A 26,048-nucleotide genomic window follows, 5' to 3' on the forward strand; every position below is an offset into this window, starting at 1 on the left:
GAGTGATCGACGCGGCCACGCTAGCGCCCGCCGCCGACAGCACCGGCGCGAGCCGGGCGCGCACATCGGGCCCTGCGGGCGGGCGCGGAAGCGGGCCGGGCGCTACGGGCGGGCGTAGAAGTCGGGGGTGCCCATGATCCAGAGGCTGGCCTGTTTGACCGGCATGCCGACGCGGGGGGCCTCGATCATCTGGTCGTCGCCGATGTAGAGGCCGACGTGGTGGATGTCGACGGCGCGGCCGGTGTCCGTCCAGAACACGAGGTCGCCGGGGCGCAGCTGGCGGTAGCTGACCGGGGTGCTCTGGGCGTACTGGTCGGCGGCGAAGTGGTTGAGCTGTTTGCCGCCCTCGCGCCAGGCCATCATGGTGAGCCCGGAGCAGTCGTAGCCGGCCGGGCCCTCGCCGCCCCAGATGTAGGGCAGGCCGATCTTGGAGCGGGCGAAGGCGATGGCGGCGGCGGCGCCCTCGGCGGACCACGGGCCGCCGGCGGCGGGAGGTGCGGCCGGGGTGGCCTTGGCGGCGGCCTCGGCCGCGGCGGCCGCTTCGGCGGCGGCCTTCTCGGCGGCGGCGCGGGCGGCGGCCTCGGCCTCGCGGGCGGCGATCGCCTCCAGGGCCTCGCTGCGCCGGCGTTCCAGGTCGACGGTGGTGTGCCGGGCGGCGGCCAGGTCGGTGAGCAGTTGTTCGCGGCGGCGGTCGGCGGCGGCGACCGCCTCCTGCTGGGCCGCGAGCCGGGCCTCGGCCCTGGCCTTGGCGGCGCCGACCTCGGCGGCGGCCTTCTCGGCGGTCTCGGTGGCGGCTCGGGCGGCGGCGGAGGCGCGGGTCGCGGCGGCGGCGGTGGAGGTGGCGGCGTCGAGGATCTGCCGGGTGCGCTCGCTGGCGACGCCGATCACGGCGGCGCGGTCGCCGGCTTCGCGCGGGCCGTGGGCGCCGAGCAGGGCGTTGAGGGCGGAGAGTGCGGCGCCCGCGCCCTGGCGGTACGTTTCGGCGGCGAGCTGGGCGGCGTCCTCGGCGGCCGCGGTGCGGTCGGCCTCGGCGGCGGTGGCGCTCCGGGCGGCGGCGGTCTCGTCGGCGCGGGCCCGGACGAGGGCGAGCTGGGCGCCGTTGTAGGCCTCGACGGCCTGTTCGGCGCTGCGGCCGGCCTGGTCGAGTTCGGTCCGGGCGGCGGCGAGGCCGGCTTCGATGGCGGTGACGGAGGCGGCGGTGCGGTCGGCCTCGGCACGGGCCCGGTCGATCTCCCCGGTGGTCGGGTACGGGTCCTCCGTCCGGGCGGGGCCGGCGGCCGGTTCGGGGTCCGCCGGGGCCGCCTGGGCTGCGGGGAGCAGCCCGAGCAGGGCGGTGAGGGACAACAGGAGGGTCGGCAGGAGCCTGCGCGCCACGAGACATCCCCTTCTCACGGGTCCGGAGGGGACGGCGGCGGACGGTCCGCAGCGCTCGGGCGGGGCGGCCGAGCGGAGCAGGTCCGACGAATCATCCCATCACATGACAGAACGGTCACTCGCCGATCATGTTCTCAACTCCGGCGCTTTTCACACCTCGGACGCACTCCGCCGGGCGGGTGACCATCAGATGATCTGACCACAAGTCACCTTCAGCCGGGCGCACAGGGTCTGCGAACTACCGGTGGATCCGGCGGGTGTGCGGCCGCAGGTGGGGGTGTCGCCCGGGCCGGTGCTCCACCCCGGTCGGACGAACCGCGTACGTCCGATTGCGCCCCGCCCGGATCGCGCGACGGCGCTGCTGCGCCCCGAGGGACGGGCCCGCGCCGGGGCCGCCCGCGCCGTACGGCCCACCCGGCGCCGGGGAGTTCGCCGCCCCGGCCCCGGCAGCGGCCGCCGAGCGGCGGTCCGCCAGCCGCGCCTGACGCCGGGCCAGCGCCCGGGCGGCGTGCGCGTCGAGGTGGGCGGTGGCCCGGGCGGACATCCGCTCGGCCACCCGGTGGGCGGCGGGGTGGTTCGCGGGCACCTTGTCGGGGGCGCCGGCGATCAGGTCGAAAAGCCAGGTACGGGCCCGGTCCGCACGCCGGTGCAGCAGGCGCTCGCGCCGGAGCGCACGCGCCCGGCGGCGCGGGCGCGTGGCGTACCGCCAGCGGGCCCACGGGCTGCTCGGGCGGGCCAGCCGGATCGCCCCGATCCAGGACAGGCCGGGGACCATGATGCCGAGCAGGCCGGTCCACATCTTGCCCTTGATCAGGGTGATCACCGAGGCCAGGGCGTTCACCGAGATCACCGTGATCAGGCCCCACCTGGTCTCCTGGCTGGGCACCACGCCGAGCGGCACGTACCCGACCAGCAGGAGGGCGGTGAACAGGATCCCGAAGATCACCGCGTCCACCGACTTGCGGCCCTGCTCGCTCCAGTACACGTCGTCCAGGTGCAGGATCAGCGCGAACTCGTCCAGCACCAGGCCGCACCCGATGCCGAAGACCAGCCCGAACCAGTCGATCCACGGGTGCCCGCCGTACGTGGCGAACACCCCGACGCCGCCGACCAGCAGGAAGCCCAGGCCGAACACCATGTGATGGATGTGCAGGCCGCCGGGGGTGACGTTGCCGAACCACCACCGCACCTCGGCGCGGATCATCCGGACGCTGAACCGGATGCACACGAAGGAGGTGATGAAGCCGACCAGCAGCAGGAACAACGGCTGTTTGTGCGCGGCGACGATGTGCTCGCGGTAGCCGTCCAGCAGTGTGGTCATGCGTCTTACCTTCGTTCCTGGTCCTGCGTGCGGCCTGCCGTGACATGGCCCGGAGCCCAACACCGGTCCAACGCGCGGTCAGAACCCGCGGGTGCGTTTGGCCGCCCGGCGCGGCACGACCGGGTACAGCGACGGGCGCTCGCCGCCGACCGGCAGCTTCATGAACATCCGGGCGATCTCACCGCCGAGGTTCACCCCGATCGCCAGCGCCATCGCGATCGCCGCCGCCCGGGAGACGGACACCAGGCCCGCGCTGGCGTGGCCCTGGGCGAAGGACAGCATCCCCAGGTAGAGCGCCGAACCGGGCATCAGCGGGCCGATCGCGGCGGTCACGTACGGCAGCGCGGAGCCGTTGCGGTAGCGCGCCATCAGCTGGCCGAACAGGCCGACCAGGCCGGCCGCCACCCCCGTCGCCACGATCGGGGAGATGCCCGCGTTGTACGCCAGCACGCCGTAGCTGGCCCAGCCGATGCCGCTGTTCAGGGTGACCAGCGCGAGCGAGCGGCGGTCGGTCTGCAGCAGCGTGGCGAAGGCCAGGGTCAGCAGCATCGCGGCGATCATCTGGACCGGCGGGTAGGTGACGCCCGCCAGGCTCTCGTCCGGCCGCAGCTTCGCCTCGAAGCCGACCCCCAGGTAGAGGATCAGCATCACGCCGATCACGATGCCCGCGACCAGGTAGATCACCTCCAGCAGGCGGGCCGCGGCGGTGATGTAGAAGCCGGTCAGGCCGTCCTGGACGGCGGCGACCAGCGCCCGGCCGGGCAGCAGCGCGAACAGGCCACCGGTGATCACCACCGAGCCGCGCAGGCCCCAGTCATTGAAGGACAGGATGATCCCGGAGGCGGCGGCCGGCATCGCGGCCGCCACGAACTGGTAGAACTCCGGCAGCCGGCGCCGGGCCAGCGTGGAGGCCAGCCGGTCGCCGAGGACGGCCGCGACGAAGGCGCTGGCGAACACCAGCCAGGCCTTGTCGTCGATCCGCCCGCCGACCAGGAAGGTGGCCGCGCCGGCCAGCAGACCCGTGGTCAGCGCGAGCATCCAGCCCGGGTACGGGTGCCGGTTGCGGCGGATCAGGGCGAGCCGGCGGTAGGCGTCGTTGACCGTGACCTTCTCCGCGGTGATGTCCGCGACCAGCTCGTAGACCGCGTTCAGCCGGGTGTAGTCGGAGGTGCGGCGGCGCACCACCCGGTCGGCGGTGATCGGCGGCTCGACCAGCGAGGGCTGGTGCGAGATGCCGATCAGGGTGAAGGTCACCTGCGGCTCGCAGCGGTCCAGCCGGTAGGCGTGCGCGATGCCGAGCATCGCCGCCTCGACGTCCTCGGCGGCCTCGCCGCTGGCGAGCAGCAGCTCGCCGATGCGCAGCGTCAGGTCGAGGATGCGGGGGACGTTGCGGGTCGCACCCGCGGAGGGGTGCAGCTCGCGGGCGGTCCGCTCGAAGGCGGGGCGCTCGGACATCGGCATGCGCAGCAGGGTGCGCATCCGGTCCGGCCAGGGCGCCTCGCCGGGGGCGCCGGCGGTCAGCTCCGGGACCGGGATGCCCATCGGCGGGGTGTAGCCGGCGGCCCGCCACTCCTCGGGGGTGAGGGTGTCCTCGGCGACCGATCGGCGGCGGGCCGGGCGCGCGTCCTCCGGGCCGGGCGCCTGCCCGGGCGCGGGGTGCGGTCCGAGCGCGGGGTGCGGCCCGGACCCGGCGGGCGCCCCGGACTCGGGGGCCGGCTCCCGCTCCGGCTCCGGGGACAGCAGGCCCCTGGTCTCCGTGATCGGCGGGACGAAGGGGACGACGGTGGCGGGCTCGACGGTCGGGGCCGGATGGCCCAGCAGGCCCTCGGTGGGCGGCGCCTCGGCGGGGTTCACCGGCCGTACCGGCGGCGTCCGCCGGGTCTGACGGACCGCCCGGCCTCCCCTCGCCCGCTTGCCTGCGCCCGGTCGGCCCCGCTTAGGCACTTCCGCTCCTTGCCGCCCCTGGTGGCCGTCGGCCACCGTTCGATCTCGGGTTACACCTTGCCTGATCGAACTGCTGGACGCACATGTACGTGGCGTACCCCGGCGGGGGCCGCGGACGCCTACCCGGCGCGGTGGCGGTCGGCGGACGCCGCGCCGGAACGGCGGGCCCGCAGCAGTTCGACCGCCACCGGGACCACCGAGACCAGCACGATGCCGACCAGGATCGCCTCGATGTTCTCCCGGACGAACGGGATCCGGCCCAGGAAGTAGCCGAGCACGGTGACGCCGGCGCCCCACAGCACGCCGCCGACGAGGTTGAAGACCACGAAGGTGCGGTAGTTCATCCTGCTCACCCCGGCGACGATCGGGGTGAAGGTGCGCACGATCGGGACGAAGCGGGCCAGCACGATCGCCTTGGGACCGTGCCGGTCGAAGAAGGCGGCGGCCTTCTCCACGTTCTCCTGCTTGAAGAGCCGGGAGTCGGCGCGGCGGAACAGGCTCGGCCCGACCTTGCGGCCGAACAGGTAGCCGACCTGGTCCCCCGCCACCGCGGCGGCCACGATCAGCGCGCAGACCAGCCAGAGCGGCTGGTGCAGGTAGGTGCCGCCGGCCACCAGCAGGCCGGTGGTGAACAGCAGCGAGTCCCCCGGCAGGAAGAAGCCGATCAGCAGGCCGGACTCGGCGAAGACGATGGCCAGGATGCCGATCAGGCCGAAGGCGGAGATCAGGTTGGTCGGATCGAGCCAGGACGGGCCGAGGGCGAGGCTGGTCACGGGCGGACACTCCTGGGGGTCGAGTCTTGGCAATGAAATGGTAAAGCATTTACCAAGACTCGACAGATCCCGGGATGGTTCCCGGCCCGGGCACGCGCGCCCCGCCCCCGTGGCGCGCGTGCCCGGACCGGGCCGGAGCCGGACCAGACCGGGGCCGGCGACCGGAGCCGGACCGGGTCAGAGGCCGTAGCGCTCGACGACCTCCTCGTGCCGGGCGGCGTCCGCGCCCGCCGCCTTGGCCAGGTCGAGCCAGGCGAGCGGGTGCGCCCAGTCTCCGGTGAGCCGGTGCAGCAGCGCGTCGGCCTCGGCGGCGGAGGCCGTCGGCGGCACCCCGAGGGCGGCGTACACGCCGGGCAGCGTGCCGTCCTCGTCGGCCGGGTCGGTGATGCGGTACTGCTCCCCGCTGTACGCCCAGACCGCGTAGCCGGCCTGCTGGAGGCTCTCGCGCAGCGCCGCCCACGGCTCGTCGCCTGGCCAGCCGCCGTCGATCCAGTACGTGGTGTACCCCGCCGGGTCGAGCAGGGTGAGCAGCTCGAACACCGGACGCCAGCCGCGCCGCTCCTCCTCGGGGGCGTCCTCGGCCGGCGGCGGCTCCAGCAGCGCCGGGGCGAAGACCACCACGTCGCCGTGGTTGAGCGTCAGGTCTTCGCCGAGCACCGGCAGGATCCGGGCGGTGGCCGGACCGGTGCGGACGGCGGGCAGGTCGGCGGTGGCGCCGTTGGTGCGGGTGGCCCGGACGGTGACCAGCTGCCACTCCTCGTCCACCGGCCCCTCGGGCTCGTCGAACTCGATGCCGAGCAGCGCGCCCGCGGAACGGACCGCGGCCCAGTCCCGGTTGGCGGTGGCCGCCGTGATCAGGTGCCAGAGGTCGGACTCCTGGACGGTGCGGTGGCGCTCCTCCTCCGGGGCGGCCCCGGCGGGCAGCGCGTGCTCCAGGAGCTCCTGGTACAGCCGCTGCGCGGTGGCGTGGTCGCCCAGCTCGGTGGCGGCGCCGGCGGCCAGCCGGCGGGTGTTGATCCGGCCGGCGTCCAGGGCCAGGATCGCCTCGCACTGCTCCAGCACCTCGGCCCAGCGGCCCTCGGCGGCGGCCCAGCGGGCGCGTATCCAGTGCCCGTCCTCCGGGCTGTCGTCGGCCAGCCGGTCGGCGAGGCGGCGGACGCCCTCGCCGTCCCCCGCGTCGATCAGGGCGGAGCCGAGCATGCCGATCAGCACCTCGTCGGTCGGGGCGGTGTCGAGCCAGTGCCAGAGCAGGTCGCCGGCGGCCCGGGCGTGGCCGAGGCCGCCGAGCACCGCGGCCAGGTTGACGGCCAGTTCGGTGGCGCCGGCCGGCTCGCCCCGGTACTGGTCCAGGGCGACGGAGAGCAGGTCGGCGCCGGTCTCGTAGGGCACACCGACCTCGGCCAGGTGCGCCGCCAGCTCGCCGGGCGGGACGGGCAGCTCGGGCTCCGGCAGCGCCTCGGCGGCCGCCCGCAGCGCGGCGACCTCCGCGGCCACGCCGTCGGTGCGGCGCAGCTGGGCGAGCTTGCGCTCCCCGGTCGCGGCGAGGGTCAGCGCCACCGTCCGGGCGCCGCGGGCGAGGGCGAGCCGACCCGCCGCCAGCAGCAGGTCCACGCACGGGCGGTGCGAGCCGGTGCCGTCCAGGTAGCCGACCCAGCCGGCCACGGCGGCGCCCAGCTCGGCGTCGTTCTCCCAGGCGCCGGCCGCGACCAGCAGCTCGACCGTGTGCGTCCAGCCGTCCCGCAGGTCGGCGTGGCGCTCGGCGGCCTCCCGGTCGGGCAGCAGCGCCAGCGCCTCCTCCGTCCGGCCGAGCGAGGCCAGCGCGCGGGCCCGCAGCAGGCCGCCCCAGAGCCGGTCGCTCTCGTCGATCTCGTGGCCGCGGGAGCGCTCGGCCTGCTCGGCGGTGTCGAGCAGCGCGAGCACCTCCTGGTGCCGGCCGAGCCGGTGCAGGGTGCCGGCCCGGGCGTGGTGGAAGTGCAGCGAGAGCCGCTCGCCGGCCGCCTGGATCCGGGTGGCGGCGGTGTCCAGGTGGGCGAGCGCCTCGGTGTGGCGGCCGTCGTCCTCCAGCGCGTCGGAGTACTCGCGGGAGAGGCAGTCGAAGCAGGCGCGGCCGGGCTCGATCCGCTCCAGCGTCTCGCCGAGCACCGCCAGCCGCTCCGGCACGTAGCCGGGGCCGTCGACCCGGGCGTGGCAGATCGCGAAGTCCTGCACCACGCAGACGGACTGCGGGCAGCCCGCCGTCTCCTCGCGGTGGGCGAACTCCAGCAGGTCGACCGCCTCGGGCAGGGCCTGCTCGCCCTGGTGGCGCTTGTTCAGCAGGTTCTGCATCCGCCAGTGCCGCAGGTAGACCTCGACCCAGGGCAGGCCGAGCGCCCGGGAGGCGGCCAGCGCCTCCGGGTAGACGGCGTCCACCTGGTCGTTGCGGCCCTCGTTGGCGTGGCCGGGCAGCTCGTAGATGGCCTCGGCCAGCCGCCGGTGGCCGGCCTCGGCCAGCTGGCGGTGGGCGTCGTGGACCCAGGCCCAGATGTCGGTACTCATGTGGTGTCCCCCTGCGTGGTGCTGATGTGATGTCTACCGCGAACCGCTGACAATCCGTCCGTCACGCCTCGTCCGGGAGGGCGCCGAGGGTGTCCGGGACACCCGGCAGGCCGGCCGGGACGGCGGCGGTCAGCGCCGAGACCGCGGTGCCGATGCCGGACAGCGCGGCGGTGAGGTCGCCTCCGGGCGAGCCGGCCGGGCCCGCCGAGGCGGCCGCCATGATCACCTTGAGCGAGCGGAGCAGCCCCGCCGCCGTGGCGCTGCCGGTGTGCCCGGCGCGGTAGGCGGCGAGCAGGTCCAGCACGGCCGGGCAGGACAGGTTGAGGTAGAGGCGGGCCCTGACCTCTCCGTCGGTGCGGGCGGTGAACGCCCGGGCCAGCCGCAGCGCCGCGGACGGGATCCGGGCGTCGGCCTGGTCGTCCTCGATCCGGGCCTTCAGCTCGGCCTCGCGGTCCGGCACCAGGACCAGCGGCAGACCGGGCGGGTCGAACCGGGCCGGGACGAGCTGCTCGCCCTCGTCGGCGAGGGCGCCGGCCAGCCAGGCCGCCTCGCCGGCCGGCAGCGGGCGCTCCGGGTCGCGGAACAGCTCGCGGTCGCCGTGCTCGCTGCCCAGCTCGACCAGGCGGCAGCCGCGCAGCTGGGCGTAGCGGCGCAGGAAAGGCAGGACGGCGTAGCGGTCGCCGCGGGCGATCGGCACCCGCATCGCCCGGTACAGCATCTCCTCGAAGCCGCCGCCGCTGCCGAGCGCGACGTGCACCGCGCCCCCGCCCGCGGCCCGCAGCGCGCCGGCGGTGAGGTCGCCCTGGGAGGTGGGGACGGGGACGTCGTCGGCGAGCAGGGTGAACAGCCGCTCGTCGCAGAGCGCGGCGCCGAGCAGGTCCTGGCCGTGCCGGGTGAGGATGCGGCGCCAGGCGGCGGGCCGCAGCCGGGCGGTCTCGTACAGGCCGTCGACGATGGCGTCGGTGAGGGCGCGCTGGAGTGCGCGGTAGTGGTCGTCGCGCTGGAGGTCCTCGCGGCTGGCGGTGGGGGTGAGCCTGCTGGACTCGACCACACCGCCGATGAACCCGGCCCAGCTGGGCAGCAGGTCGCGGGCGTCCTCGGCGAGCAGCATGCCGCGCAGGTAGACGGCGAGGTCGCGGTTGTCGCTGCTGCCGTAGGTGCCGCCGTCCTGGACCCAGAGCAGGCCGATCGCGTCGGTGCCGCCCGCGGCCCCTCCCCCGGTGCCGCCCTCGGCCGGGTGGACGGGGAAGGCGGTGAGCGGCTCGAAGCGGCGGCCGAAGGCGGTGGCGAAGCGCATCCGGGCGGCGTGCTGGTCACCCGGCACGCTGTGGCGCCAGGGCACCTCGACGTTGTTGACGGGCTGCTCGTCGTCGCCGACGTGGACCGGGATCGGCAGCAGCACGCAGTACCGGCCGAGCACGTCGCGCAGCGCGTCCTCGTCGGCGAGGTGGGCGTGTTCGGCCTTGAGGGTCAGCTCGACGACCGTGCCGGGGCGGGGCCGGGCGGGCACCGGGTCGACCTGGTACTGCTCGCCGCCCCGGCTGCGGTAGCGGTGGCCGAGGTGCGGTTCGCGGTGCGAGGTGGTGATGACGGCGACCTCGTCGGCCACCGAGAAGGCGGAGAGGAAGCCGAGGCCGAAGGCGCCGATCAGCTCCTGGTTGCCGGTGAGGTCGCGCAGCATCCGGGTGTAGCCGGTGCCGACGGTGGCGAGGTAGGCATGGATCTCCGGCTCGGTGAGGCCGGCGCCGGTGTCCTCGATGGAGACGGTCCGCCGGGCGGCGTCTCCGCGCACCCGGATCAGCGGGCGGTGGTCGCCGTCCGGGTCCTCCAGGAGTCGGCGGGTGTGCGAGTCGTGGGCGTTCTGGACGAGTTCGCGCAGAGCGACCAGCGGGGTGGAGTAGAGGTGGGTGGCGAGGACGTTCACCAGTCCGCCGAGATCGACCTCGGTCGTACGCAGATCCTCGGCGGGGGCGGGCTCGGGCGGGGCACCTTCAGACATGGGTCCCCAGTGTGCCAGTGCGACTATCCGGCCACCATTTCTTTCTCCCTGAGAAAACTCGGTCAACTCCGCGTTGACAGCTCAGGGTTGTCCGGCCTTGCCGCCTTGCACGTCAACTTCCATCTCCACCAGCAGTTTTGAGGAGTGGAGATGCCGCCGTCGCAACCGTCGGGCTATCTCCGGATACGGCGTCACCATGACACCATCGGGGGAATTGCCACCTGTTTGGTGGAGTTCGTCCACGCTGCTGGTGAATGCTGAACGTGCGACGTCAGGCAACGGCGCCACGGAGCGGCCACTCCGGATCGCGCCACATTTCGCACCCCCAGCTCAGGGAGACCACCGTGTCCCGTATCCGCGCAGCCGCCGCCACCGCCCTCGGGGCGTTCCTCCTCGTCGGCTTCGGCGCCGCCGGCGCCCACGCCGACAACGGCGCCGGTGCCATCGACCACTCCAACAGCAGCGTCGTGAGCAACACCGGCTCCGCCAACGTCATCGGCAACGTCCACGGCAACGTGGTCGTCACCCAGCAGACGGCCACCGGCTCGGGCGCGAGCAACCAGAACAACGGCCTCGCCTCGACCGGCAACGGCGGCAACATCGGCGCTCTGCAGGGCAACGGCAACCTCGACGCCCGGGCCTTCTTCCCGGGCGCCGTCGGCTAGGTCCTGTCCGGCCCCGGGCGCAGCCACACCCTCCGGGCCGGGTGCCCACCCCGTCAACGCGGGGCGGGCACCCGGCCGCCGTCCGTTCCGGGCAGTCCGAGGACGGCCCGGCCGAGGTGCAGCAGGCAGTTCCCGAGGTCCGGGCGGGCGCTGTGCGGGCGGTTCCGCACCCCGTCGTTGACCAGCGCGAACAGGGCGTGGACCCGGATCCGGGCCTCGACCGCGTCGTACTCGGGCCGGACCCGCCGCAGCAGGCCGACCCAGGTGCGCAGGAAGTCGCGCCGGAAGTCCACCGCGACCCGGCGGTCCGGCGGGGCCAGCCGCTCCGTCTCGCTGAGCATCGCGCCCAGGTAGTCGCCGTTGCGCAGCGCGAAGCCGACGTACGCACCCAGACCGGCCGCCAGCGCCGCCTCCGGCCCGGCGGCGGCCGCGAACGCGCCGTCCACCTCCTGCCAGAGCCCTTCGCGGCTGCGCACCAGCGAGGCGGCGAGCAACTGGGCCTTGCTGTCGAAGTGCCGGTAGACACTGGGGCCGGAGATGCCGACGGCGGCGCCGAGCTGGTCGGTGCTGACGTTGTCGAAGCCGCGCTGGTGGAAGAGCCGGACGGCCGCCGCGAGCAGTTCCTCGCGACGCGCCTGCGGCCTGGGCTCCGGCGACCCCGGGGCGACGGGACCGGCGGCGGGGACGGCAGCGGGACCTGGGTGGACAGCGGGATCCGGGTGGGCGGCGGCGCCGCCCGGAGAGGCCGCGAGGACGGTGGCGACGAGTTCGCGCAGCACCGCCTCGGCGCGGCGCGGCTGCGGCGCGACCGACTGGTAGGAGAGCCCGGTGCAGGCCGAGAGCGCCGACCAGCAGAGAAACTCGGCGTCCGGCAGCGGAAGTTCCGGCCGTCCGGCGCGCAGCACGGCGGTCATCAGCGCGACGTCGGCGCGCAGTTCGCGGCGCAGCGCCGCCCGCCGGGCCGGCGGCAGCAGCCTGGCGTCACGCTGCACCAGGGTGCCGAGCGGGCGGTGTCCGACCGCGACGGCGGCCAGCGCGGCGCCGAGGTCGCCGGTGGTGCGGGCCCCGCGCAGCCCGCAGGCCAGCGCGTCCAGCCCCAGCCGGACGGCGCGGTCGAGCAGTTCGGGCTTGCCCCGGAAGTGCCGGTAGAGGGCGGGCGCGGTGATGCCGACCCCGGCGGCGACCTCGGTCATGGAGACCTGGTGGTAGCCGCTGCGGTGGAACCGGTCGGCCGCCACGGCGAGGATCTGGGCGCGCCGCCCGGGAGGTCGTCGGACCACCATGGCGAGCCTCCCTCCCGCGCTCCGGACTGCCGCCCGAAGGCTAGCAAGGATTCACTTGAGGGCGCCGACCGCCGGTGGCCACCGGCCTTTTCCGGCGCCGTCGACCCTGGACAGCCGAAGCTACCCGGGATTAACTTGTGAGGCCATCACCTGGCACGTTCAGCCCCCGCCGGCGCCCGCAGCCGGTCACCACCGAAGGGAGCGCCGCCGTGCGCCGCACCGTGTTCAACGAGGACCACGAGGCCTTCCGGGAGACCATCCGGGACTTCATCGCCAACGAGGTCGTCCCGGTCTACGAGAGCTGGGAGGCCGACGGCCACCCGCCGCGAGACTTCTACCGGCAGCTCGGCGCGCTCGGCGTCTACGGCATCGAGGTGCCGGAGGAGTACGGCGGCGCGGGCGAGAGCGGCTTCAAGTACCAGACGGTGATCACCGAGGAGACCGCCCGGGCGGGCGTGAGCTTCGGCTCCTCGGGCGTGCACACCGCGCTGGTCCTGCCCTACCTGCTGGAGTACGCCACCGAGGAGCAGAAGCGGCGCTGGCTGCCCGGCTTCGTCTCCGGCGACATCATGACCGCCATCGCGATGACCGAGCCGGGCGCCGGCTCCGACCTCGCGGGCATCGCCACCACCGCGAAGCTCTCCGAGGACGGCACCCACTACGTCCTGAACGGCGCCAAGACCTTCATCACCGGCGGCGTGCTGGCCGACCTCGTCCTGGTGGTCTGCCGCACCGCCCCGTACGACCCGGACAACCGCCGGGCCGGCCTGTCCATCCTCTGCGTGGACACCACGTCCCCCGGCTACACGGTCGGCCGCAAGCTGCAGAAGATCGGCCTGCGCACCTCGGACACCGCCGAGCTGGCGTTCAGCGACGTCAGGGTGCCGGTGGAGAACCTGCTCGGCGAGGAGGGCCGGGCCTTCTCCTACCTGACCCACAACCTGGTGCAGGAGCGGCTGGCCATCGCCGTCAGCGCGTACGCGTCGGCGGCTGCGGCGGTGCGGTTCGCGCTCCAGTACGTCAAGGACCGCAAGGTGTTCGGCAAGGCGGTGGCCGAGTTCCAGAACACCAAGTTCACCCTGGCCGACTGCGAGGCCCAGGTGGTGGCGCAGCAGTCGATGGTGGACCGCGCGCTGGAGCTGTACCAGCAGGGGGAGCTGACCGTCGCCGACGCGGCCGCCGCGAAGCTGTTCTGCACCGAGTCGGCCTCCACCGTCATCGACAAGTGCCTTCAGCTGCACGGCGGTTACGGCTACATCCTGGAGTACCCGATCGCCCGGCTCTACACCGACAACCGGGTGTTCCGGATCTACGGCGGCACCAGCGAGGTCATGCGCAGCATCATCGCCAAGTCCCTCGGCCTGTAGGCGGGTCCACAGCCGCGGCGGGCCGCACCCCCATGGCGGCCCGCCGCACCCGGACGGGCGCGGGTGCGGCTCAGGTCGACGGGTGCGCTCAGTTGGGTGAACCGTGCTCCGCGCGCCAGGCCTCCCAGCCCGCGCTGGACGCCACCTTCGCCTCGCGCAGCGCCCGCTGGGCGAACGCGGCCGGCGCGGTCTCCAGGCTGCGCACCCAGCTGCGGCCGGCCGTGGCCAGCGCCGCGCACACCATCGCCGCCCCGGCCACGCCGAGCACGGCGCCGATACCGGTGAGCAGCGCGCCGCCGGCCAGCAGCGAGCGGTTGACCTGGAACCCACCGGAGACTGTCTCGTTGATCGCCATGCCTCCACGATGCGGGCACTCGCCGGGGGCTGCACGTCGAACGGCTCCGGGTGCGCGAGCCGAGCGCGTCCGCGAACCTGGGCACACGGCGCCGGTCCGGGCGCCCGGGGTCGGCCCGGCACGCCGGGTCAGGAGGACGCGCGATGCCCGATCTCGAACAGCTCGCCGTGGAGCACGCCGCCCGGGCGGCCGAGAGCCCGCACGGGCGCAGCGCCCACCTGGTGCTCCACGACGGCGTCCTGCGGCAGACCGTGATCGCGCTGACCGCGGGCACCTCGCTGGACGAGCACACCCCGCCGACCGCCGGCAGCGTCCAGGTGCTGCGCGGCCGGGTCTCGCTGACCATCGCCGGCCGGCACCAGGAGCTGCCGGTCGGACGGCTGGAGCCGGTGCCCCAGGAACGGCACGGGCTGCTGGCCCACGTCGACTCGGTGGTGCTGCTGACGGTGGTCACCGCCTAGCGGGGCGGCGCGGGCGGCAGCGGGCGACGGGCGGCAGCGGGCAGCGGGCGACGGGCGACGGCCGGCCGCCGTCAGCGGGCGGTGGCGGGCGGTGACGGCACCGCGGGGCCGAACACGCTTCCGCTGACCAGCCGCAGCCCGCGCAGGAAGTCCCGCCCGTTCGGCGCCAGTTCGGGGGCGGCCAGCCACTGGGCGGCGTACCCGGCCAGCAGGGTCTGGTAGAAGGAGCCGCGGACGACCTCCTCCTCGGTGTCCGGCACTTCGGGCAGTCCCTGGAACAGCGCGGCGAGACCGAGCCGGCCCTCCTTCTGCGCCTCCGCGAACGCGTGCGCCAGCTCGGGCGCGTGCGCGGCCTGGGCGAGCGCCTCGAACTGGGCCGCCCAGAGCCCGCGGTGTTCGGTGAAGACGGTCCTGAGGCCGTCCCAGACCGCGGCGAAGCGCTCCTCCGGATCGTCGGACACGCGGTTGGCGGCGTCCACCACCGCGCCCAGGGCCGCCCCCATCTCCCCGATCGCCTCGATCATCGCCGCGTTGAGCAGCGCGTCCTTCGAACCGAAGTGGTAGCCGATCGCGGCCAGGCTGACGCCCGAGGCGGTCGCGACGTCACGGGCGGTGGTGCGCCCGTACCCCTTCTCGTACAGGCAGCGCTTGGCGCCGGCCATCAGGTCTTCGCGGTTTCCCATGACCCGATCCTACGGAAGGACTGCACAGATGTCTTGCACGAACGTCTCGCACTGATGTCTCGCACGATCGATTTACACATACGTACTAGACAAGCGTCTGACACGTCCGTACCGTCTTCCCCATGACCGCAACCACCGGCCGCGCAGGCCGTCGCGAATGGATCGGCCTGGCCGTCCTCCTGCTCCCGACCCTCGTCCTCGCCATGGACATGGGCGTGCTCTTCTTCGCCGTCCCCTTCATCTCCACCACGCTGGCGCCCAGCAGCACCCAGCAGCTGTGGATCATGGACGTGTACTCGTTCCTGCTCGCCGGGCTGCTCATCACCATGGGCTCGCTGGGCGACCGGATCGGCCGCCGCCGGCTGCTGATGATCGGCGCCGCCGGCTTCATCGGTGCCTCGCTGCTGGCCGCCCGGGCCGACACCGCCGGCCAGCTGATCGCCGCCCGCGCCCTGCTCGGCGTCGCCGGGGCCACCGTGATGCCCTCGACGCTCGCGCTGGTCCGCAACATGTTCCACGACCCCAAGCAGCGGCAGATCGCCCTCGGCGCCTGGGGCGGCGTCCTCACCACCGGCGCCACCCTCGGCCCGGTCGCCGGCGGCCTGCTGCTCGACCACTTCTGGTGGGGCTCCGCGTTCCTGCTCGCCGTCCCGGTGATGGCCCTGGTGCTGCTCGCTGCGCCCGTCCTGCTCCCCGAGTACCGCTCCACCGCCCGCACCGGCCGCTTCGACCTGCCAGGCGCCGCGCTCTCGATGGCCGCGATCCTGCCGCTGGTCTACGGCGTCAAGACCCTCGCCGTGGACGGCTGGAGCCCGCTGCCCGCCCTCGCCGTCCCGGCCGGCCTGCTGCTGGCCGCCGCGTTCGTATGGCGCCAGCGCACCGCCGCCGACCCGCTGATCGACCTCGGTCTGTTCCGGATCCGCACCTTCAGCGGCGCGATCAGCGTCAACACCATCGCGATGTTCGCGATGATGGGCTTCTCCCTCTTCACCTCGCAGTACCTGCAACTGGTCAAGGGCATGAGCCCGCTCACCGCCTCGCTCTGGTCGCTGGTGCCCAGCGTCGGCGTCGGCGCGGCCGTCGGCACCAGCTCCGCGCTGGCCGGCAAGGTCCGCCCTGCGGCCCTGATGGGCGGCGGGTTCCTGGTCGGAGCGGCGGGCTTCGCAATGATGACCCAGGTCGGCGCGCACTCCCCGCTGGCGCTCATCCTCGTCGCGGCAGGCGTCCTCGCCGCCGGCACCGTCGGCACCATGACCATGACCGCCGAAATGGTCGTCACCGCCGCCCCCGCCGAGCAGGCCGGGGCCGCCTCCGCCACCTCCGAGACCGCCGTCGAACTCGGCAGCTCGCTCGGCATCGCCCTGCTCGGCGCGGCCGGCGCCGCCGTCTACCGCCACCAGCTGGACGGCGCCCTCCCCGCAGGCGTCGACGGCGAGGCCGCCCGGGCCGCCCAGGACACCCTCGGCGGCGCGGTCACCGTCGCCGGCCACCTGCCCGGCCGGATCGGCACGGACCTGCTGGAGACCGCCCGGGCCGCCTTCACCGACGGCCTGCACGTCGCCGCGGTGGTCGGCCTGGTCTTCGCCCTCGGCGCCGCCCTGCTGGCCTACCGCCTGATGCGCCACCTCCCCGCCGCCGCCCCGGCCCCCGAGGCCGTCACCGCCTGACCCACCCGGCCCGATCCAACGCGAGTCATCGAGAGCCCCCGCCCCCTCGGGCGGGGGCTCTCCGCCGTTCCCACCGGCCCCTACCGGTGCCGGTAGACCTCACGACGGTTGCCGACCGCCACGACCCAGACGATCAGCACCCCGTCCTCGACGGTGTACAGCACCCGGTGAGCACGGAGCAGCCCCTCAGGCTCGGCCGTGGTGATCGCGGAGCAGGGCGGCCATCCCCTCCAGCGAGACGGAGCCTTCGAGGCCCTCGACCTCGGCCATCGACTCGATCACTGGCTCGCCCATGGCGTCAAGGTAGCGGTTGTACGTCCATCGGCGTGCCAGGGTCGGCGGCACGGCCGCAGATCGCAGGCGGCCACGAACGGGCCTCGCCAACGGGCGGGCCGGACGGTCCACCTGGGGGTGGAGGCCGGGGCGTCCACCCCCGGGGGCGTGCGTCGGCGGCCCCCGGGGAGGACCGTGAAGGGGTACTTGGCCCGCATCTCCTATCCGCCGGGAGCCGCCGCATGTCCCTGACGACCCTGCTCTCCCTCCTCGGCATGCTCTGCTGGGTCGGCTACGAGCTGATGCTGCGCCGCCGCGAGGACTCCGCCGCCGGCACCTGGCGCGCGGACGGCCGCGACCGCGGCTCGACCCGGCTGCTGCTCGCCTGCTACGCCGCCGCGGTGCTGGTCGTGGTGCTGTTCGGCCGCGCCGGGATCGGCGAACTGCCGCTCTGGGCACGCTGGTTCGGGATCGCGCTGATCGCCGCCGGGCTGGCCCTGCGGGCCTGGGGCATGCGCACCCTGGGCCGCTACTACACCCGCACCCTGCGCACCGTGGACACCCAGCGCGTCGTCCGCAGCGGCCCGTACCGGCAGATCCGCCACCCCGGCTACGCCGGCAGTCTGCTGGTCTGGACGGGCTACGCGCTCGGCCTGGGCAGCTGGCCGGCGGCCCTGCTGGTACCGGCGCTGCTGCTCGGCGCGTACGGCTGGCGGATCACCGCCGAGGAGCGGCTGCTGCTGGCCGCCTTCGGGCCGGAGTACGCGGAATACCGGCGGACGTCGAAGCGACTCGTGCCCTTCGTGTACTGAGCCGCCGCCGATCGGGTGGTTGCCGGCTGCGGACCCCGGCGACGGAACCGAGGGGGCTGGAGGGGTCGGAGAGACGGGTGCTGCGCGGTGCGGTGCCGTGCGGGCTGGTCACGGGTGCGCGAGCCGGACCGGGCCGGCTCCGGCCGCCGCCGCGGGCGCTCGCATTCCGCTCGAACGGCACCTGCTTTTTGGCCAGCGTTTCCCGGCCGGTGTATCCGTTCGCCGTCGTCGCCAGGCATACTGGCCAGCACGGGCGCTCGCCCACCCTTGACTCTAGACAAGAAGGGACCGGTGGCCAGGGATGCTGCGGAACGGTCTTGAGCCCTGGCACCTCCTGGTGGTGCTGGCGATCGTCATCCTGCTGTTCGGGTCGAAGAAGCTGCCGGAGATGGCCCGCGGCCTCGGCAAGTCGATGCGCATCCTGAAGGCGGAGACGAAGGCGCTGCGCGAGGACGAAGCCCCGGCGGACGCCGCGCAGAGCGCCGGCACCGCGCAGAGCACCGCCGCCCCGCAGCCGGCCGCCACGACCCCGCCGGCCGTCACGCCGACCAACGTGACCAAGGCCACCGAGACGAAGCGGCCCGAGACGGCCGTCTGAGTCCCGCTCTCCTCCGGAAGCCCCCGGTACCGTCCGATGACGGTGCCGGGGGCTTCTGCTGCATCCGGGCTGCTCACGGCCCTCCCGGCTGGCCGTCCGATCTGATCCGTTATCTCCTGGTATGCACCCACCGGAGGAACGGAGTCACGGCATGCCCACCGACGAGCCGGGCGACGAGCCGCCCGCCGGAACACCCGCCGGACCGCCAGGCGGACCCCCCGCCGGACCCCCGGGTGAACCGCCCGCCGGGTCGCCCGACGAGCTGGCCGACCTGCGGGCCCGCCTGAGCGCCGCCGAGGCCCACCAGGCGCAGCTCACCCGGCAGTTGGCGACCCGCCCGGACCGCCACCGGGTGCGCTCCCTCGTCGCCGTCCTGCTGATCCTGCTGGCCTGCGTGCTGACCCCGCTGAGCGCCGTCGCGGTGTGGGCGAGGTCGGAGATCGGCGACACCGACCGGTACGTCGCGACCATGGCGCCGCTGGCCCGGGACCCGGCGGTCAGGGCGGCCGTCACCAACCGGGTCACCGACGAGGTCGTGGCGCGGATCCCGGTCGACTCGCTGCTCGACAACATCGCCCCCGACGACCGGCCCAAGCTCGGCGCGCTGCTGAACGGCATCGGCCAGGCCCTCACCGACGGGCTCACCGGCTTCGTCCGCGACCAGGTCCAGCGGGTGGTGGACAGCGACGCCTTCGCCACCCTCTGGACGGACGTCAACCGGCAGGCGCACACCGCGATCGACCGGATGCTGACCGGGCAGGGCGGCGGCGCCGTCGAGGTCAGGAACGACCGCGTGGTGCTCGACCTCGCCCCGGTGATCGCCCGGGTGAAGACCGCGCTGGTCGACAACGGGCTCGCGCCGGCCGCGAGGATCCCGGAGATCCACACCTCGTTCACGCTGGTGCAGTCCGACGCCATCCCCAAGGTCCGCACCGGCCTGCGGCTGCTGGACCTGGCCGGCTTCTGGATGCCGGTGCTCACGCTGGTCTGCGCGGTCGGCGGGGTGCTGCTCGCGGTCCGGCGGCGCCGGGCGGCGGTCACGGCGGCGCTGGGGATGGCCGCCGGGGCGCTGCTGCTGGGCATCGGGCTGAGCGTGTTCCGCGCCGTCTACCTGGACGGGCTCCCCGCCGGGGTGGACCAGGCGGCCGCCCAGGCGGTGTACGACGCGCTGGTGCGCTACCTGCGCTCCGCCGTCCGGGTGGTGATCGCGCTCGGCCTGGTCGTCGCGCTCGGCGCCTGGATCAGCGGCGGCGGTCGCTGGGCCCGCACCGCGCGCAGCGGCTGGCACGCCGGGCTCGGCGCGGCCCGGAGCACCGCCGAACGGGCCGGGCTGCGGCTCGGGCCGGTCGGGCGGTTCGTCCACCGCTGGAAGGCCTGGCTGGGCTGGGCGGCGGTCGCGGGCGCGGCGCTGGCGTTCGCGCTGTGGAGCTATCCGACGGTGCTGGTGACGCTCTGCCTGGCGCTCGCGCTGGTCGCCGTCCTGGCCCTGCTGGAGCTGCTGGACGAACCCGGCCGACCGGACGGAGAAGCCCCGGCCTCCGCCTGAGGGGCGGTCAGCGGGGGCCGGTGCTGCGGCCGCCGCCGACACGCCCCCGGACGGTCCGGCCCGAACGGCCCAGCCCGGGACGCGGCCGGCCCGGCGCGGCCGCAGGCTGGACGCGATGTCCGGAAGCCAGCCACCACCACCGCAAGGCCGGGTCGACCCGCGGTCCGCGCTCTGGCTGCTGAGCGCCTGCACCGCGCTGATCCTCGCGTACTGGGCCCTCCCCCTGCGCCTGCTCGGCTACCAGCACCCCGTCCTCAGCTGGCTCGTGTTCGCCGCCGCGCTGGTCGGCCTGAGCGGCCTGCTGCTGGCGAAGACCACCGCCGTGCTGCGGGGCGACGCGAAGCGCCCGGTGGTCTGGCTGTCGTTCCTGATCTTCCTCGCGATGACCATCTTCTCCGCGACCTACTACGTCATGGCCGCCCGTCCGGGCGATTTCGAGGGGCTGGTCACCCGGCTCGACGCCCTGTACTTCACCGTCGTCACCCTGGCCACCGTCGGCTACGGCGACATCACCCCGGCCGGCCAGGCCCCTCGCCTCGTGGTGATCCTGCAGATCGGGTACACCTTCGTCTTCCTCGCCACGGCGGCGGGGACGCTGTCGCGGACGATCCGGGCGAACGTCGAGACCCGTAGCCACCGCAAGCCGTGACGTTGTCCACAGGCTGTGGACGGCCACGCCCGATCGGTCAGGATTCGAGAAGCACGCCCGCGCGGCCACACCTAGCATCGGCGCCATGGACATCACCATTCACACCAGCGTCCTCCCGCACGACGACCCGGACGCGTCCCTGGTCTTCTACCGCGACGTCCTCGGCTTCGAGGTCCGCGGCGACGTCGGGCAGGGCAAGATGCGCTGGATCACCGTCGGCCCCGCCGACCGGCCCGACACCTCCATCCTCCTGGCACCGCCGGCCGTCGACCCCGGGGTCACCGAGGACGAGCGCCGCACCATCGCCGAGATGATGGCCAAGGGCACCTACGGCTGGATCCTGCTGGCCACCCGGGACCTCGACGGCACCTTCCGGGCGGTGCAGGCCGGCGGCGCCGAGGTCGTCCAGGAGCCGACCGAGCAGCCGTACGGCATGCGCGACTGCGCCTTCCGCGACCCCGCCGGCAACCTGATCCGCATCCAGGAGCTGCGCTGAGCCGTCCGGCCGAGCACCGACCCTGCGGGCCGCGCGGCCCCTGACGGCCGCCACGGCCGCCACGGCTGCGACGGCCGGAGTCGGGCCCGGTGAGAGGAGTCCTCCCGTGTGCCACCCCTCGTGGGCCCGCGCCCGCACGGCGGCGCAGCGCCTGAAAGACCTCGCGCGGCTGCGCCGCGTCCGGGACCGGATCGACCGCGAGTACGCGCGGCCGCTGGACGTCCTGGCGCTCGCGCGCGACGCCGGCCTGGCGGCCGGACAGCTCAGCCGCGAGTTCCGGCTGGCCTACGGCGACTCGCCGTACGGCTACCTGACGGCGCGCCGCGTCGAACGCGCGGCCGCGTTCCTGCGCCGCGGCGGCCTCGGCGTCACCGCGGTCCGCCGCGCGGTCGGCTGCACCTCGCCGGACGCCTTCCGCACCCGCTTCACCGGACTGGTCGGCATGCCGCCCGACGACTACCGGCGCCGCGCGCGACGGGCCGCCGGACCGGTCAGAATTCGAGAAGCCCCGGCCGCCGGGCCGCACCTAGCGTGGAGGACATGACTTCCATCGACTCCCTCGTCCTCGACGTGGCCGACCCCACGGCCGCCCGCAGCTTCTACACCACCGCCTTCGGCCTGGACACCCAGCTGCGCCTGCGGGCCTCGCAGGAGCCGACCACCGGCTTCCGCGGGTTCACGCTGTCGCTCACGGTGTCCCGGCCCGCCACCGTCAACGGCTTCGTCGACGCCGCCCTCGACGCCGGCGCCACCGCCCTCAAACCCGCCGCGAAGTCGCTCTGGGGCTACGGCGGCGTCGTCCAGGCCCCGGACGGGACGATCTGGAAGATCGCGACCTCCGCGAAGAAGGACACCGGCCCGGCCACCCGGCAGATCGACCAGCTCGTGCTCCTGCTGGGAGTCGCGGACGTCTCCGCGAGCAAGCGGTTCTACGTCGACCGCGGCCTCACCGTGGCGAAGAGCTTCGGGCCGGTGTACGTCGAGTTCGCCACCGGGTCGAGCCCGGTCAAGCTCGCGCTGTACAAGCGCCGGGCCCTCGCCAAGGACGCCGGCGTCTCCCCCGACGGCAGCGGATCGCACCGGCTCGTGATCGGCGGCACCGCCGGAACCTTCACCGACCCGGACGGGTTCGCCTGGGCGGCCGAGCGGCCCGCGGCCGCGCGCTGAACCGCCGCGCCACCGTCGGACCGGACCTGAGGCCCCGCGGTCACCAGTCCTGGTTGTCGGCGGCCGTGGCGTGCAGGGTGATCAGCAGGGCGCCGAGGCGGGCGTTCCAGTTGGCGTTGGTGGGGCCGTCGATGGCGTGCTTCTTGGCCAGGTCGCGGATCACCTTCTGGGCGTCCTTGAGCTCCTGGGCCGCGTCGTCCGGATTGCCCTCGTTGAGGCGGGCGGAGGCGTCGTCGAGGATGCGCAGCAGCTCCGCCTGGCGGTCGTGCTCCTTGCCCGCGACCTGGGTCTGGACGACGGCCTGGCGGAAGGCGTTGAGCTGGAGGGCCGGCCCCTGGTTGCGGGGGACGGCCGGGTTGGGGGCCGTGGGGAGGCCGGCCGGGGTGGTGGGGGCCGCGGCGGTGGGCGTCGGGGTCGCCGCGGGGGTGGACGCGCGGGCCTGGGTGCTGGGCGCGGCAGCCGGGGTGCTGGGGGCGGTGGCCGCCGGCGGCTTGGTGGGAGCGGGGGCGGCGGCGTTGCCGGCGGGCTCGTCCAGGGCGGCGACGGCCAGGGCGGTGACGCCGGCGAGTGCGGCCACGCCCAGTGCGCCGAGGACGAGGGGCCTGCCGCGGCGGCGACCGCGGCCGGCGGGCGCGGGCGGGCCCTGCCGGACGGGCGCCATCAGCGAAGTGGCCGGCGGGGCCTGCGGGACGGGTGCCATCAGCGAGGTGGCGGCCGGGGCCTGCGGCGGGAGCAGGGTGGTGTGCTGCTGGTTGGGGTTCACCGGCCTTACGGGCGGCAGCAGTTGGGTGGCGGCGGCGGTGGCGAGGAGTTCCGCCGTCGGGTCGCCGACCGCCAACCCGGGGATGGTGGAGAGGAGTTCGGCCCGCGCCGCGACGGCGTCCGCCGGCCGGTCGGCGGGGTTCTTGGCGAGCAGGCGCAGCACGGCCGCGTCCAGCGCGGGCGGCAGGCCGGGGCGGCGGTAGGACGGCGGCAGGGGCTGCTCGCTGACGTGCTTGAAGGCGATCGCCACCGGGGTCTCGGCGGTGAACGGGGTCTCGCCGGTGAGCATTTCGGTGAGCACGCAACCGACCGCGTAGAGGTCGGTGCGGCCGTCCAGGGGCGAGGCGGTGGCCTGCTCGGGCGACAGGTAGGCGGCCGTACCGAGCACGCTCGCCGTCTGGGTCAGGTTGCTGGACGAACCGGCCCGGGCGATGCCGAAGTCGACGACCTTCACCCCGCCGTCGTCGGTGATCATGATGTTTCCGGGTTTGATGTCCCGGTGGACCAGCCCGGCCGCGTGCGCGACGGCCAGCGCCTCGCAGACCGCCGCCGCGATGCCGACGGCGCGTTCCACCGGCAGGCCCGGCTGCTGCACCAGCACGGCGGCGAGCGAACGGCCGTGGACGAGCTCCATGACGATGAACGGCGTGCCCTGGTCGACGCCCGAGTCGAAGACCATGACGATCCTCGGGTGCACCAGCATGGCCGCGTGCTGCGCCTCGCGGCTGAACCGCTCGGCGAAGCGGGGGTCGTCGGCGAGTCCCCCGTTGAGGACCTTGACGGCCACCTGGCGGCCCAGCACGTGGTCCAGCCCGCGCCAGACGGTGGCCATGCCGCCGACGCCGAGTATCTCGACGAGTTCGTAACGCCCGTTCAGCGCCCGTCCGATCACCTGGAACTCCCCTCACGTGCCGTGCCCGGTGTTCCGGGCCGCCTCGTGCACCTGTGCACGATAGCCGCACCGCCGGACCGCACCGCCGGGGGCGGGGAGGCGGTCGGGGGACCGGGCAGCGGTCCCCCGGCCGCCGGCGCGGGGGTGCGACCCGCCCTGACTGCGGGAGGGCGGGCCGCACGTTCCAGGCCGACCGGGCCGGCGGCGCGTCCGGGGTGGGCGCCTGCCGGGCCGGCCGGGGCCGGGCGGCCGGACGGCACGGGGAGCCGACCGGCCACCCGGGGTCTTCGGGTGGTACTGACGAGCGGTACTGCGGGTGGTGCGGTCCGGGTGGGCGGCGAGCCCGGGGGGAGTCGCTCGCCGCCCACCCGGAGTTCCTGGGTTACCTCCGGCCCGACTGGCTGTCGTCGGAACGGTCGGTCCTGCTCGGACGGACGTCGGGCAGGGGCGGCGCGGCCGGCGGCGCCGGGACGGTCACGCCGGACCGGCCGGGCCTGGCCCCGTTGCCGCCGTTGCCCTTGTCCTGGCCGTTGCCCTGGCCGTTGTCCTTGTCCTTGTTCTTGTCCTTGTCCTGGCCGTTGCCCCGGCCGTCCTCGGTGTTCCCCTTGCCCGCGCCCGCACCGGGGCCGGGGGTGGTCCGGCCGGGGTCGTGGGGCTTCGCGGCGACACCCGGATGGTCGTCGTCCTCGTCGCCGAGCACCTCCGCGCAGTAGTCCGCCACCTTCTCCGCCCCGCCGGCCGCCGTGACCAGCGGGCCGAACCGCGGCTCGGTGGCCGGGGAGCGCTCGCCCCGGCCAGACCAGTCGGCGAAGCCGTGGCAGAGGGCGACCAGTCCGGGCGCGAGCGGCCGGGCGCCGTGCCCCTCGACGTCGCCGTCGCCGTCGGTATCGGCGGAGGGGGTGCCGGGCTTCGGGGCGGTGGACGGTCCGACCAGCTGCGGACCGCCCGAGGCGGAGCCGCCGCCGGACGGGCGGACGGACGGGGTTCCGGGCGCGGCACTGTCGGGCGAGGTGGCGGACGAACCGGCCGACGAACCGGCCGACGCATCGGCGGACGCGGTGCCGGGCGCACTGCCGGAGGGCCCGCCCGCGGCGGCGAGCGCGTGCTCGGGCGCGCCGGACCCGCCGCCCAGCGGGGACGGCAGGTTGCCGGTGCCGGCGGCGACCGCGACCCCGCACAGCGCGGTGGCGCCGAGCACGGCGGCAGTGGCCTTCGTGCTGAAGGCCCTGGCCAACGCGGCGGTTGCCATCGATCGTCTCCGGACGGGTGTGGTCACTACGGGGTCGGGCGTGAGACGCGCCTCCCGGAACGCCGTCAGGGCGGCCTGCTCCCCGGCCAGTTCGTCGGCCGTCGCCGGGGCGGCGGCCGCGGCGAGGATCCGGGCGAGCGGCCCGGGACCGCCGTCCGGTCCGGTGAGCGAGGCGTCCTGCCCGGCCGGCGGGCCGCCCACGGCACCGCCGAGCAGATGCTCGGCAGCGTCACGGTCGATCCGACGGGATCGGTTGGTGCTCATCTCATGTCCTTCAGCGTCGCGGCCCGGCGTTCTGTCACACCCTGCGGAGAACTTTTTCCCGCAGGCTTTCCCGCAGGTTTCCCCGTGGGCTTCCCGGCCGCCTTCCCCGCGGTTTCCTCGACGGGTTCCTCGACGGGTTCCTCGGTACGACGCCGGCCGGTCCGGCCGGGCCGCCGCACCGCCGGTTCGGCCTCGCGCGCGGCGGGGATCCCGACCCCGGCCGCGAAGGACTGCTCCAGCAGCGTGGCCAGTTTCCGCAGCCCCCGGTGGGCGGCCATCCGGACGCTGCCGGCCCGCTTGCCGAGCACCCGGGCGGCGCTCTCGGCGTCCAGCTCCATGACCACCCGCAGCAGGACGGCCTCGGCCTGGTCGCGCGGCAGCCGGGAGATCAGCGCCAGCGCGTCGGCGGTGCCGACGGTGGCCAGCGCGGCGCCCGCGGTGTCGTCCCCGGCGGCCAGCCCGGCCAGGTACTCGAAGGGCAGGTCGGCGACCGGGCGGCGGCGCCGGGCGCGCAGGTGGTCGAGCGCGCGGTGGCGCGCGACGGTGGCGGCCCAGCCGCGGAAGCCGTCCCCGTCACCGGAGAAGCCGCCCAGGTCGCGGGCGATCTGAAGCCAGGTCTCGGAGGCGATGTCCTCGGCGTCCTGGGTGTCCTCGGGGCGACCGCCGACCAGGACCCGCAGGTAGCGCAGCAGGCCCGGCTGGACGGTCCGGAACAGCAGCCGGAACGCCTCCTCGTCCCCGGCCTGGGCGGCCCGGACGGCCTCGGTCAGATCGGCGGGAGCGGGGGCCCGGCCCGCTGGCGGGCCGACGGAAGGGACTGGTCCGGACCGGCCGACGGGGCTGCCGGTGCCCGCTCCGGGGCGCTCTGCACTCTGCACTCGCCACATCATGGGCCATCCGGGCGAACGCGACC

At 74.9% G+C, this 26,048-nt stretch carries 23 protein-coding genes; 11 read left to right on the forward strand and 12 right to left on the reverse strand.

The window, feature by feature from the left end:
• Positions 1 to 102 precede the first annotated feature (102 nt).
• The 6 genes from ACIO9K_RS03845 to ACIO9K_RS03870 form a co-directional block, all read right to left on the reverse strand.
• Positions 103 to 1,374, reverse strand: a complete 1,272-nt coding sequence (locus ACIO9K_RS03845) for a C40 family peptidase (protein WP_400326829.1) — start codon at positions 1,372 to 1,374, stop codon at positions 103 to 105.
• A gap of 238 nt (positions 1,375 to 1,612) precedes the next feature.
• Positions 1,613 to 2,695 (reverse strand): hypothetical protein, encoded by a 1,083-nt coding sequence (locus ACIO9K_RS03850; RefSeq protein ID WP_400326832.1) that lies wholly within the window; start codon positions 2,693 to 2,695, stop codon positions 1,613 to 1,615.
• Between the two features lie 78 nt (positions 2,696 to 2,773).
• Complete coding sequence (locus tag ACIO9K_RS03855) at positions 2,774 to 4,549, reverse strand: threonine/serine exporter ThrE family protein (RefSeq protein ID WP_400326835.1); 1,776 nt, start codon at positions 4,547 to 4,549, stop codon at positions 2,774 to 2,776.
• Between the two features lie 209 nt (positions 4,550 to 4,758).
• Positions 4,759 to 5,412, reverse strand: coding sequence for a VTT domain-containing protein (locus ACIO9K_RS03860; RefSeq protein ID WP_363617692.1), 654 nt, complete (start codon positions 5,410 to 5,412; stop codon positions 4,759 to 4,761).
• A 177-nt stretch (positions 5,413 to 5,589) separates the two neighbouring features.
• Positions 5,590 to 7,947 carry a hypothetical protein gene (locus tag ACIO9K_RS03865; RefSeq protein ID WP_400326839.1) on the reverse strand — a complete coding sequence of 786 codons (2,358 nt, stop codon included), beginning with the start codon at positions 7,945 to 7,947 and terminating at the stop codon, positions 5,590 to 5,592.
• Between the two features lie 61 nt (positions 7,948 to 8,008).
• Positions 8,009 to 9,946 (reverse strand): ATP-binding protein, encoded by a 1,938-nt coding sequence (locus ACIO9K_RS03870; protein WP_400326842.1) that lies wholly within the window; start codon positions 9,944 to 9,946, stop codon positions 8,009 to 8,011.
• Positions 9,947 to 10,290: 344 nt separating this feature from the next.
• Between ACIO9K_RS03870 and ACIO9K_RS03875 the strand changes: the two genes are divergently transcribed.
• Positions 10,291 to 10,611, forward strand: coding sequence for a hypothetical protein (locus tag ACIO9K_RS03875; RefSeq protein WP_363617684.1), 321 nt, complete (start codon positions 10,291 to 10,293; stop codon positions 10,609 to 10,611).
• 53 nt (positions 10,612 to 10,664) lie between these two features.
• On the opposite strand, the gene ACIO9K_RS03880 is transcribed toward ACIO9K_RS03875, so the two are convergent.
• Entirely contained in the window at positions 10,665 to 11,894 is a 1,230-nt protein-coding gene (locus ACIO9K_RS03880; RefSeq protein WP_400326845.1) for a TetR/AcrR family transcriptional regulator, read from the reverse strand.
• Between the two features lie 209 nt (positions 11,895 to 12,103).
• Between ACIO9K_RS03880 and ACIO9K_RS03885 the strand changes: the two genes are divergently transcribed.
• Positions 12,104 to 13,261, forward strand: coding sequence for an acyl-CoA dehydrogenase family protein (locus ACIO9K_RS03885; RefSeq protein WP_363617680.1), 1,158 nt, complete (start codon positions 12,104 to 12,106; stop codon positions 13,259 to 13,261).
• Positions 13,262 to 13,349: 88 nt separating this feature from the next.
• On the opposite strand, the gene ACIO9K_RS03890 is transcribed toward ACIO9K_RS03885, so the two are convergent.
• Positions 13,350 to 13,616 (reverse strand): hypothetical protein, encoded by a 267-nt coding sequence (locus tag ACIO9K_RS03890; RefSeq protein ID WP_063348761.1) that lies wholly within the window; start codon positions 13,614 to 13,616, stop codon positions 13,350 to 13,352.
• A 143-nt stretch (positions 13,617 to 13,759) separates the two neighbouring features.
• Between ACIO9K_RS03890 and ACIO9K_RS03895 the strand changes: the two genes are divergently transcribed.
• Entirely contained in the window at positions 13,760 to 14,077 is a 318-nt protein-coding gene (locus tag ACIO9K_RS03895; RefSeq protein ID WP_363582412.1) for a cupin, read from the forward strand.
• Positions 14,078 to 14,148: 71 nt separating this feature from the next.
• Here ACIO9K_RS03895 and ACIO9K_RS03900 read toward each other — a convergent pair whose 3' ends face one another.
• The gene (locus ACIO9K_RS03900; RefSeq protein ID WP_363617678.1) at positions 14,149 to 14,760 is read right to left on the reverse strand and encodes a TetR/AcrR family transcriptional regulator; all 612 of its coding nucleotides are present in this window, start codon (positions 14,758 to 14,760) and stop codon (positions 14,149 to 14,151) included.
• 122 nt (positions 14,761 to 14,882) lie between these two features.
• Between ACIO9K_RS03900 and ACIO9K_RS03905 the strand changes: the two genes are divergently transcribed.
• The 8 genes from ACIO9K_RS03905 to ACIO9K_RS03940 all read left to right on the forward strand — a co-directional run bounded on the left by ACIO9K_RS03905 (position 14,883) and on the right by ACIO9K_RS03940 (position 21,968).
• Positions 14,883 to 16,427: an MFS transporter gene (locus tag ACIO9K_RS03905; protein ID WP_400326850.1), complete on the forward strand. Its 1,545-nt coding sequence runs from the start codon at positions 14,883 to 14,885 to the stop codon at positions 16,425 to 16,427.
• A gap of 515 nt (positions 16,428 to 16,942) precedes the next feature.
• Positions 16,943 to 17,512 (forward strand): isoprenylcysteine carboxylmethyltransferase family protein, encoded by a 570-nt coding sequence (locus ACIO9K_RS03910; RefSeq protein ID WP_363582420.1) that lies wholly within the window; start codon positions 16,943 to 16,945, stop codon positions 17,510 to 17,512.
• 301 nt (positions 17,513 to 17,813) lie between these two features.
• Positions 17,814 to 18,110, forward strand: coding sequence for a Sec-independent protein translocase subunit TatA (gene tatA / locus ACIO9K_RS03915; protein ID WP_063348755.1), 297 nt, complete (start codon positions 17,814 to 17,816; stop codon positions 18,108 to 18,110).
• Between the two features lie 151 nt (positions 18,111 to 18,261).
• Positions 18,262 to 19,656, forward strand: coding sequence for a hypothetical protein (locus tag ACIO9K_RS03920; protein WP_400326854.1), 1,395 nt, complete (start codon positions 18,262 to 18,264; stop codon positions 19,654 to 19,656).
• Between the two features lie 115 nt (positions 19,657 to 19,771).
• Positions 19,772 to 20,305, forward strand: coding sequence for a potassium channel family protein (locus ACIO9K_RS03925; protein WP_363617672.1), 534 nt, complete (start codon positions 19,772 to 19,774; stop codon positions 20,303 to 20,305).
• A gap of 85 nt (positions 20,306 to 20,390) precedes the next feature.
• On the forward strand, positions 20,391 to 20,801 hold the full coding sequence (locus ACIO9K_RS03930) for a VOC family protein (protein ID WP_363582426.1): 411 nt from the start codon (positions 20,391 to 20,393) through the stop codon (positions 20,799 to 20,801).
• 106 nt (positions 20,802 to 20,907) lie between these two features.
• A complete protein-coding gene (locus tag ACIO9K_RS03935) occupies positions 20,908 to 21,345 on the forward strand; it encodes a helix-turn-helix domain-containing protein (RefSeq protein WP_400326859.1) in 438 nt (145 codons plus the stop codon).
• A complete protein-coding gene (locus ACIO9K_RS03940; protein WP_363617669.1) occupies positions 21,342 to 21,968 on the forward strand; it encodes a glyoxalase in 627 nt (208 codons plus the stop codon). Before ACIO9K_RS03935 ends, ACIO9K_RS03940 begins: the two co-directional genes overlap by 4 nt.
• 40 nt (positions 21,969 to 22,008) lie before the next feature.
• On the opposite strand, the gene ACIO9K_RS03945 is transcribed toward ACIO9K_RS03940, so the two are convergent.
• From ACIO9K_RS03945 to ACIO9K_RS03955, 3 genes are all read right to left on the reverse strand, one after another.
• Complete coding sequence (locus tag ACIO9K_RS03945; RefSeq protein ID WP_363617668.1) at positions 22,009 to 23,622, reverse strand: protein kinase domain-containing protein; 1,614 nt, start codon at positions 23,620 to 23,622, stop codon at positions 22,009 to 22,011.
• Between the two features lie 382 nt (positions 23,623 to 24,004).
• On the reverse strand, positions 24,005 to 25,135 hold the full coding sequence (locus ACIO9K_RS03950; RefSeq protein WP_400326864.1) for a hypothetical protein: 1,131 nt from the start codon (positions 25,133 to 25,135) through the stop codon (positions 24,005 to 24,007).
• Positions 25,132 to 26,013, reverse strand: a complete 882-nt coding sequence (locus ACIO9K_RS03955) for an RNA polymerase sigma factor (protein ID WP_400326867.1) — start codon at positions 26,011 to 26,013, stop codon at positions 25,132 to 25,134. Before ACIO9K_RS03955 ends, ACIO9K_RS03950 begins: the two co-directional genes overlap by 4 nt.
• Positions 26,014 to 26,048 lie beyond the last annotated feature (35 nt).

The sequence above is a fragment of the Kitasatospora sp. NPDC087271 genome (assembly GCF_044744605.1).
Classification (GTDB): Bacteria; Actinomycetota; Actinomycetes; order Streptomycetales; family Streptomycetaceae; genus Kitasatospora.

Coding starts and splice junctions, on each gene's coding strand:
- ACIO9K_RS03850 (WP_400326832.1), bottom strand. CDS start 2,695: ATGACCACACTGCTGGACGGCTACCGCGAGCACATCGTCGCCGCGCAC.
- ACIO9K_RS03865 (WP_400326839.1), bottom strand. CDS start 7,947: ATGAGTACCGACATCTGGGCCTGGGTCCACGACGCCCACCGCCAGCTG.
- ACIO9K_RS03870 (WP_400326842.1), bottom strand. CDS start 9,946: ATGTCTGAAGGTGCCCCGCCCGAGCCCGCCCCCGCCGAGGATCTGCGT.
- ACIO9K_RS03880 (WP_400326845.1), bottom strand. CDS start 11,894: ATGGTGGTCCGACGACCTCCCGGGCGGCGCGCCCAGATCCTCGCCGTG.
- ACIO9K_RS03890 (WP_063348761.1), bottom strand. CDS start 13,616: ATGGCGATCAACGAGACAGTCTCCGGTGGGTTCCAGGTCAACCGCTCG.
- ACIO9K_RS03895 (WP_363582412.1), top strand. CDS start 13,760: ATGCCCGATCTCGAACAGCTCGCCGTGGAGCACGCCGCCCGGGCGGCC.
- ACIO9K_RS03900 (WP_363617678.1), bottom strand. CDS start 14,760: ATGGGAAACCGCGAAGACCTGATGGCCGGCGCCAAGCGCTGCCTGTAC.
- ACIO9K_RS03905 (WP_400326850.1), top strand. CDS start 14,883: ATGACCGCAACCACCGGCCGCGCAGGCCGTCGCGAATGGATCGGCCTG.
- ACIO9K_RS03910 (WP_363582420.1), top strand. CDS start 16,943: ATGTCCCTGACGACCCTGCTCTCCCTCCTCGGCATGCTCTGCTGGGTC.
- tatA (WP_063348755.1), top strand. CDS start 17,814: ATGCTGCGGAACGGTCTTGAGCCCTGGCACCTCCTGGTGGTGCTGGCG.
- ACIO9K_RS03920 (WP_400326854.1), top strand. CDS start 18,262: ATGCCCACCGACGAGCCGGGCGACGAGCCGCCCGCCGGAACACCCGCC.
- ACIO9K_RS03925 (WP_363617672.1), top strand. CDS start 19,772: ATGTCCGGAAGCCAGCCACCACCACCGCAAGGCCGGGTCGACCCGCGG.
- ACIO9K_RS03930 (WP_363582426.1), top strand. CDS start 20,391: ATGGACATCACCATTCACACCAGCGTCCTCCCGCACGACGACCCGGAC.
- ACIO9K_RS03940 (WP_363617669.1), top strand. CDS start 21,342: ATGACTTCCATCGACTCCCTCGTCCTCGACGTGGCCGACCCCACGGCC.
- ACIO9K_RS03950 (WP_400326864.1), bottom strand. CDS start 25,135: ATGAGCACCAACCGATCCCGTCGGATCGACCGTGACGCTGCCGAGCAT.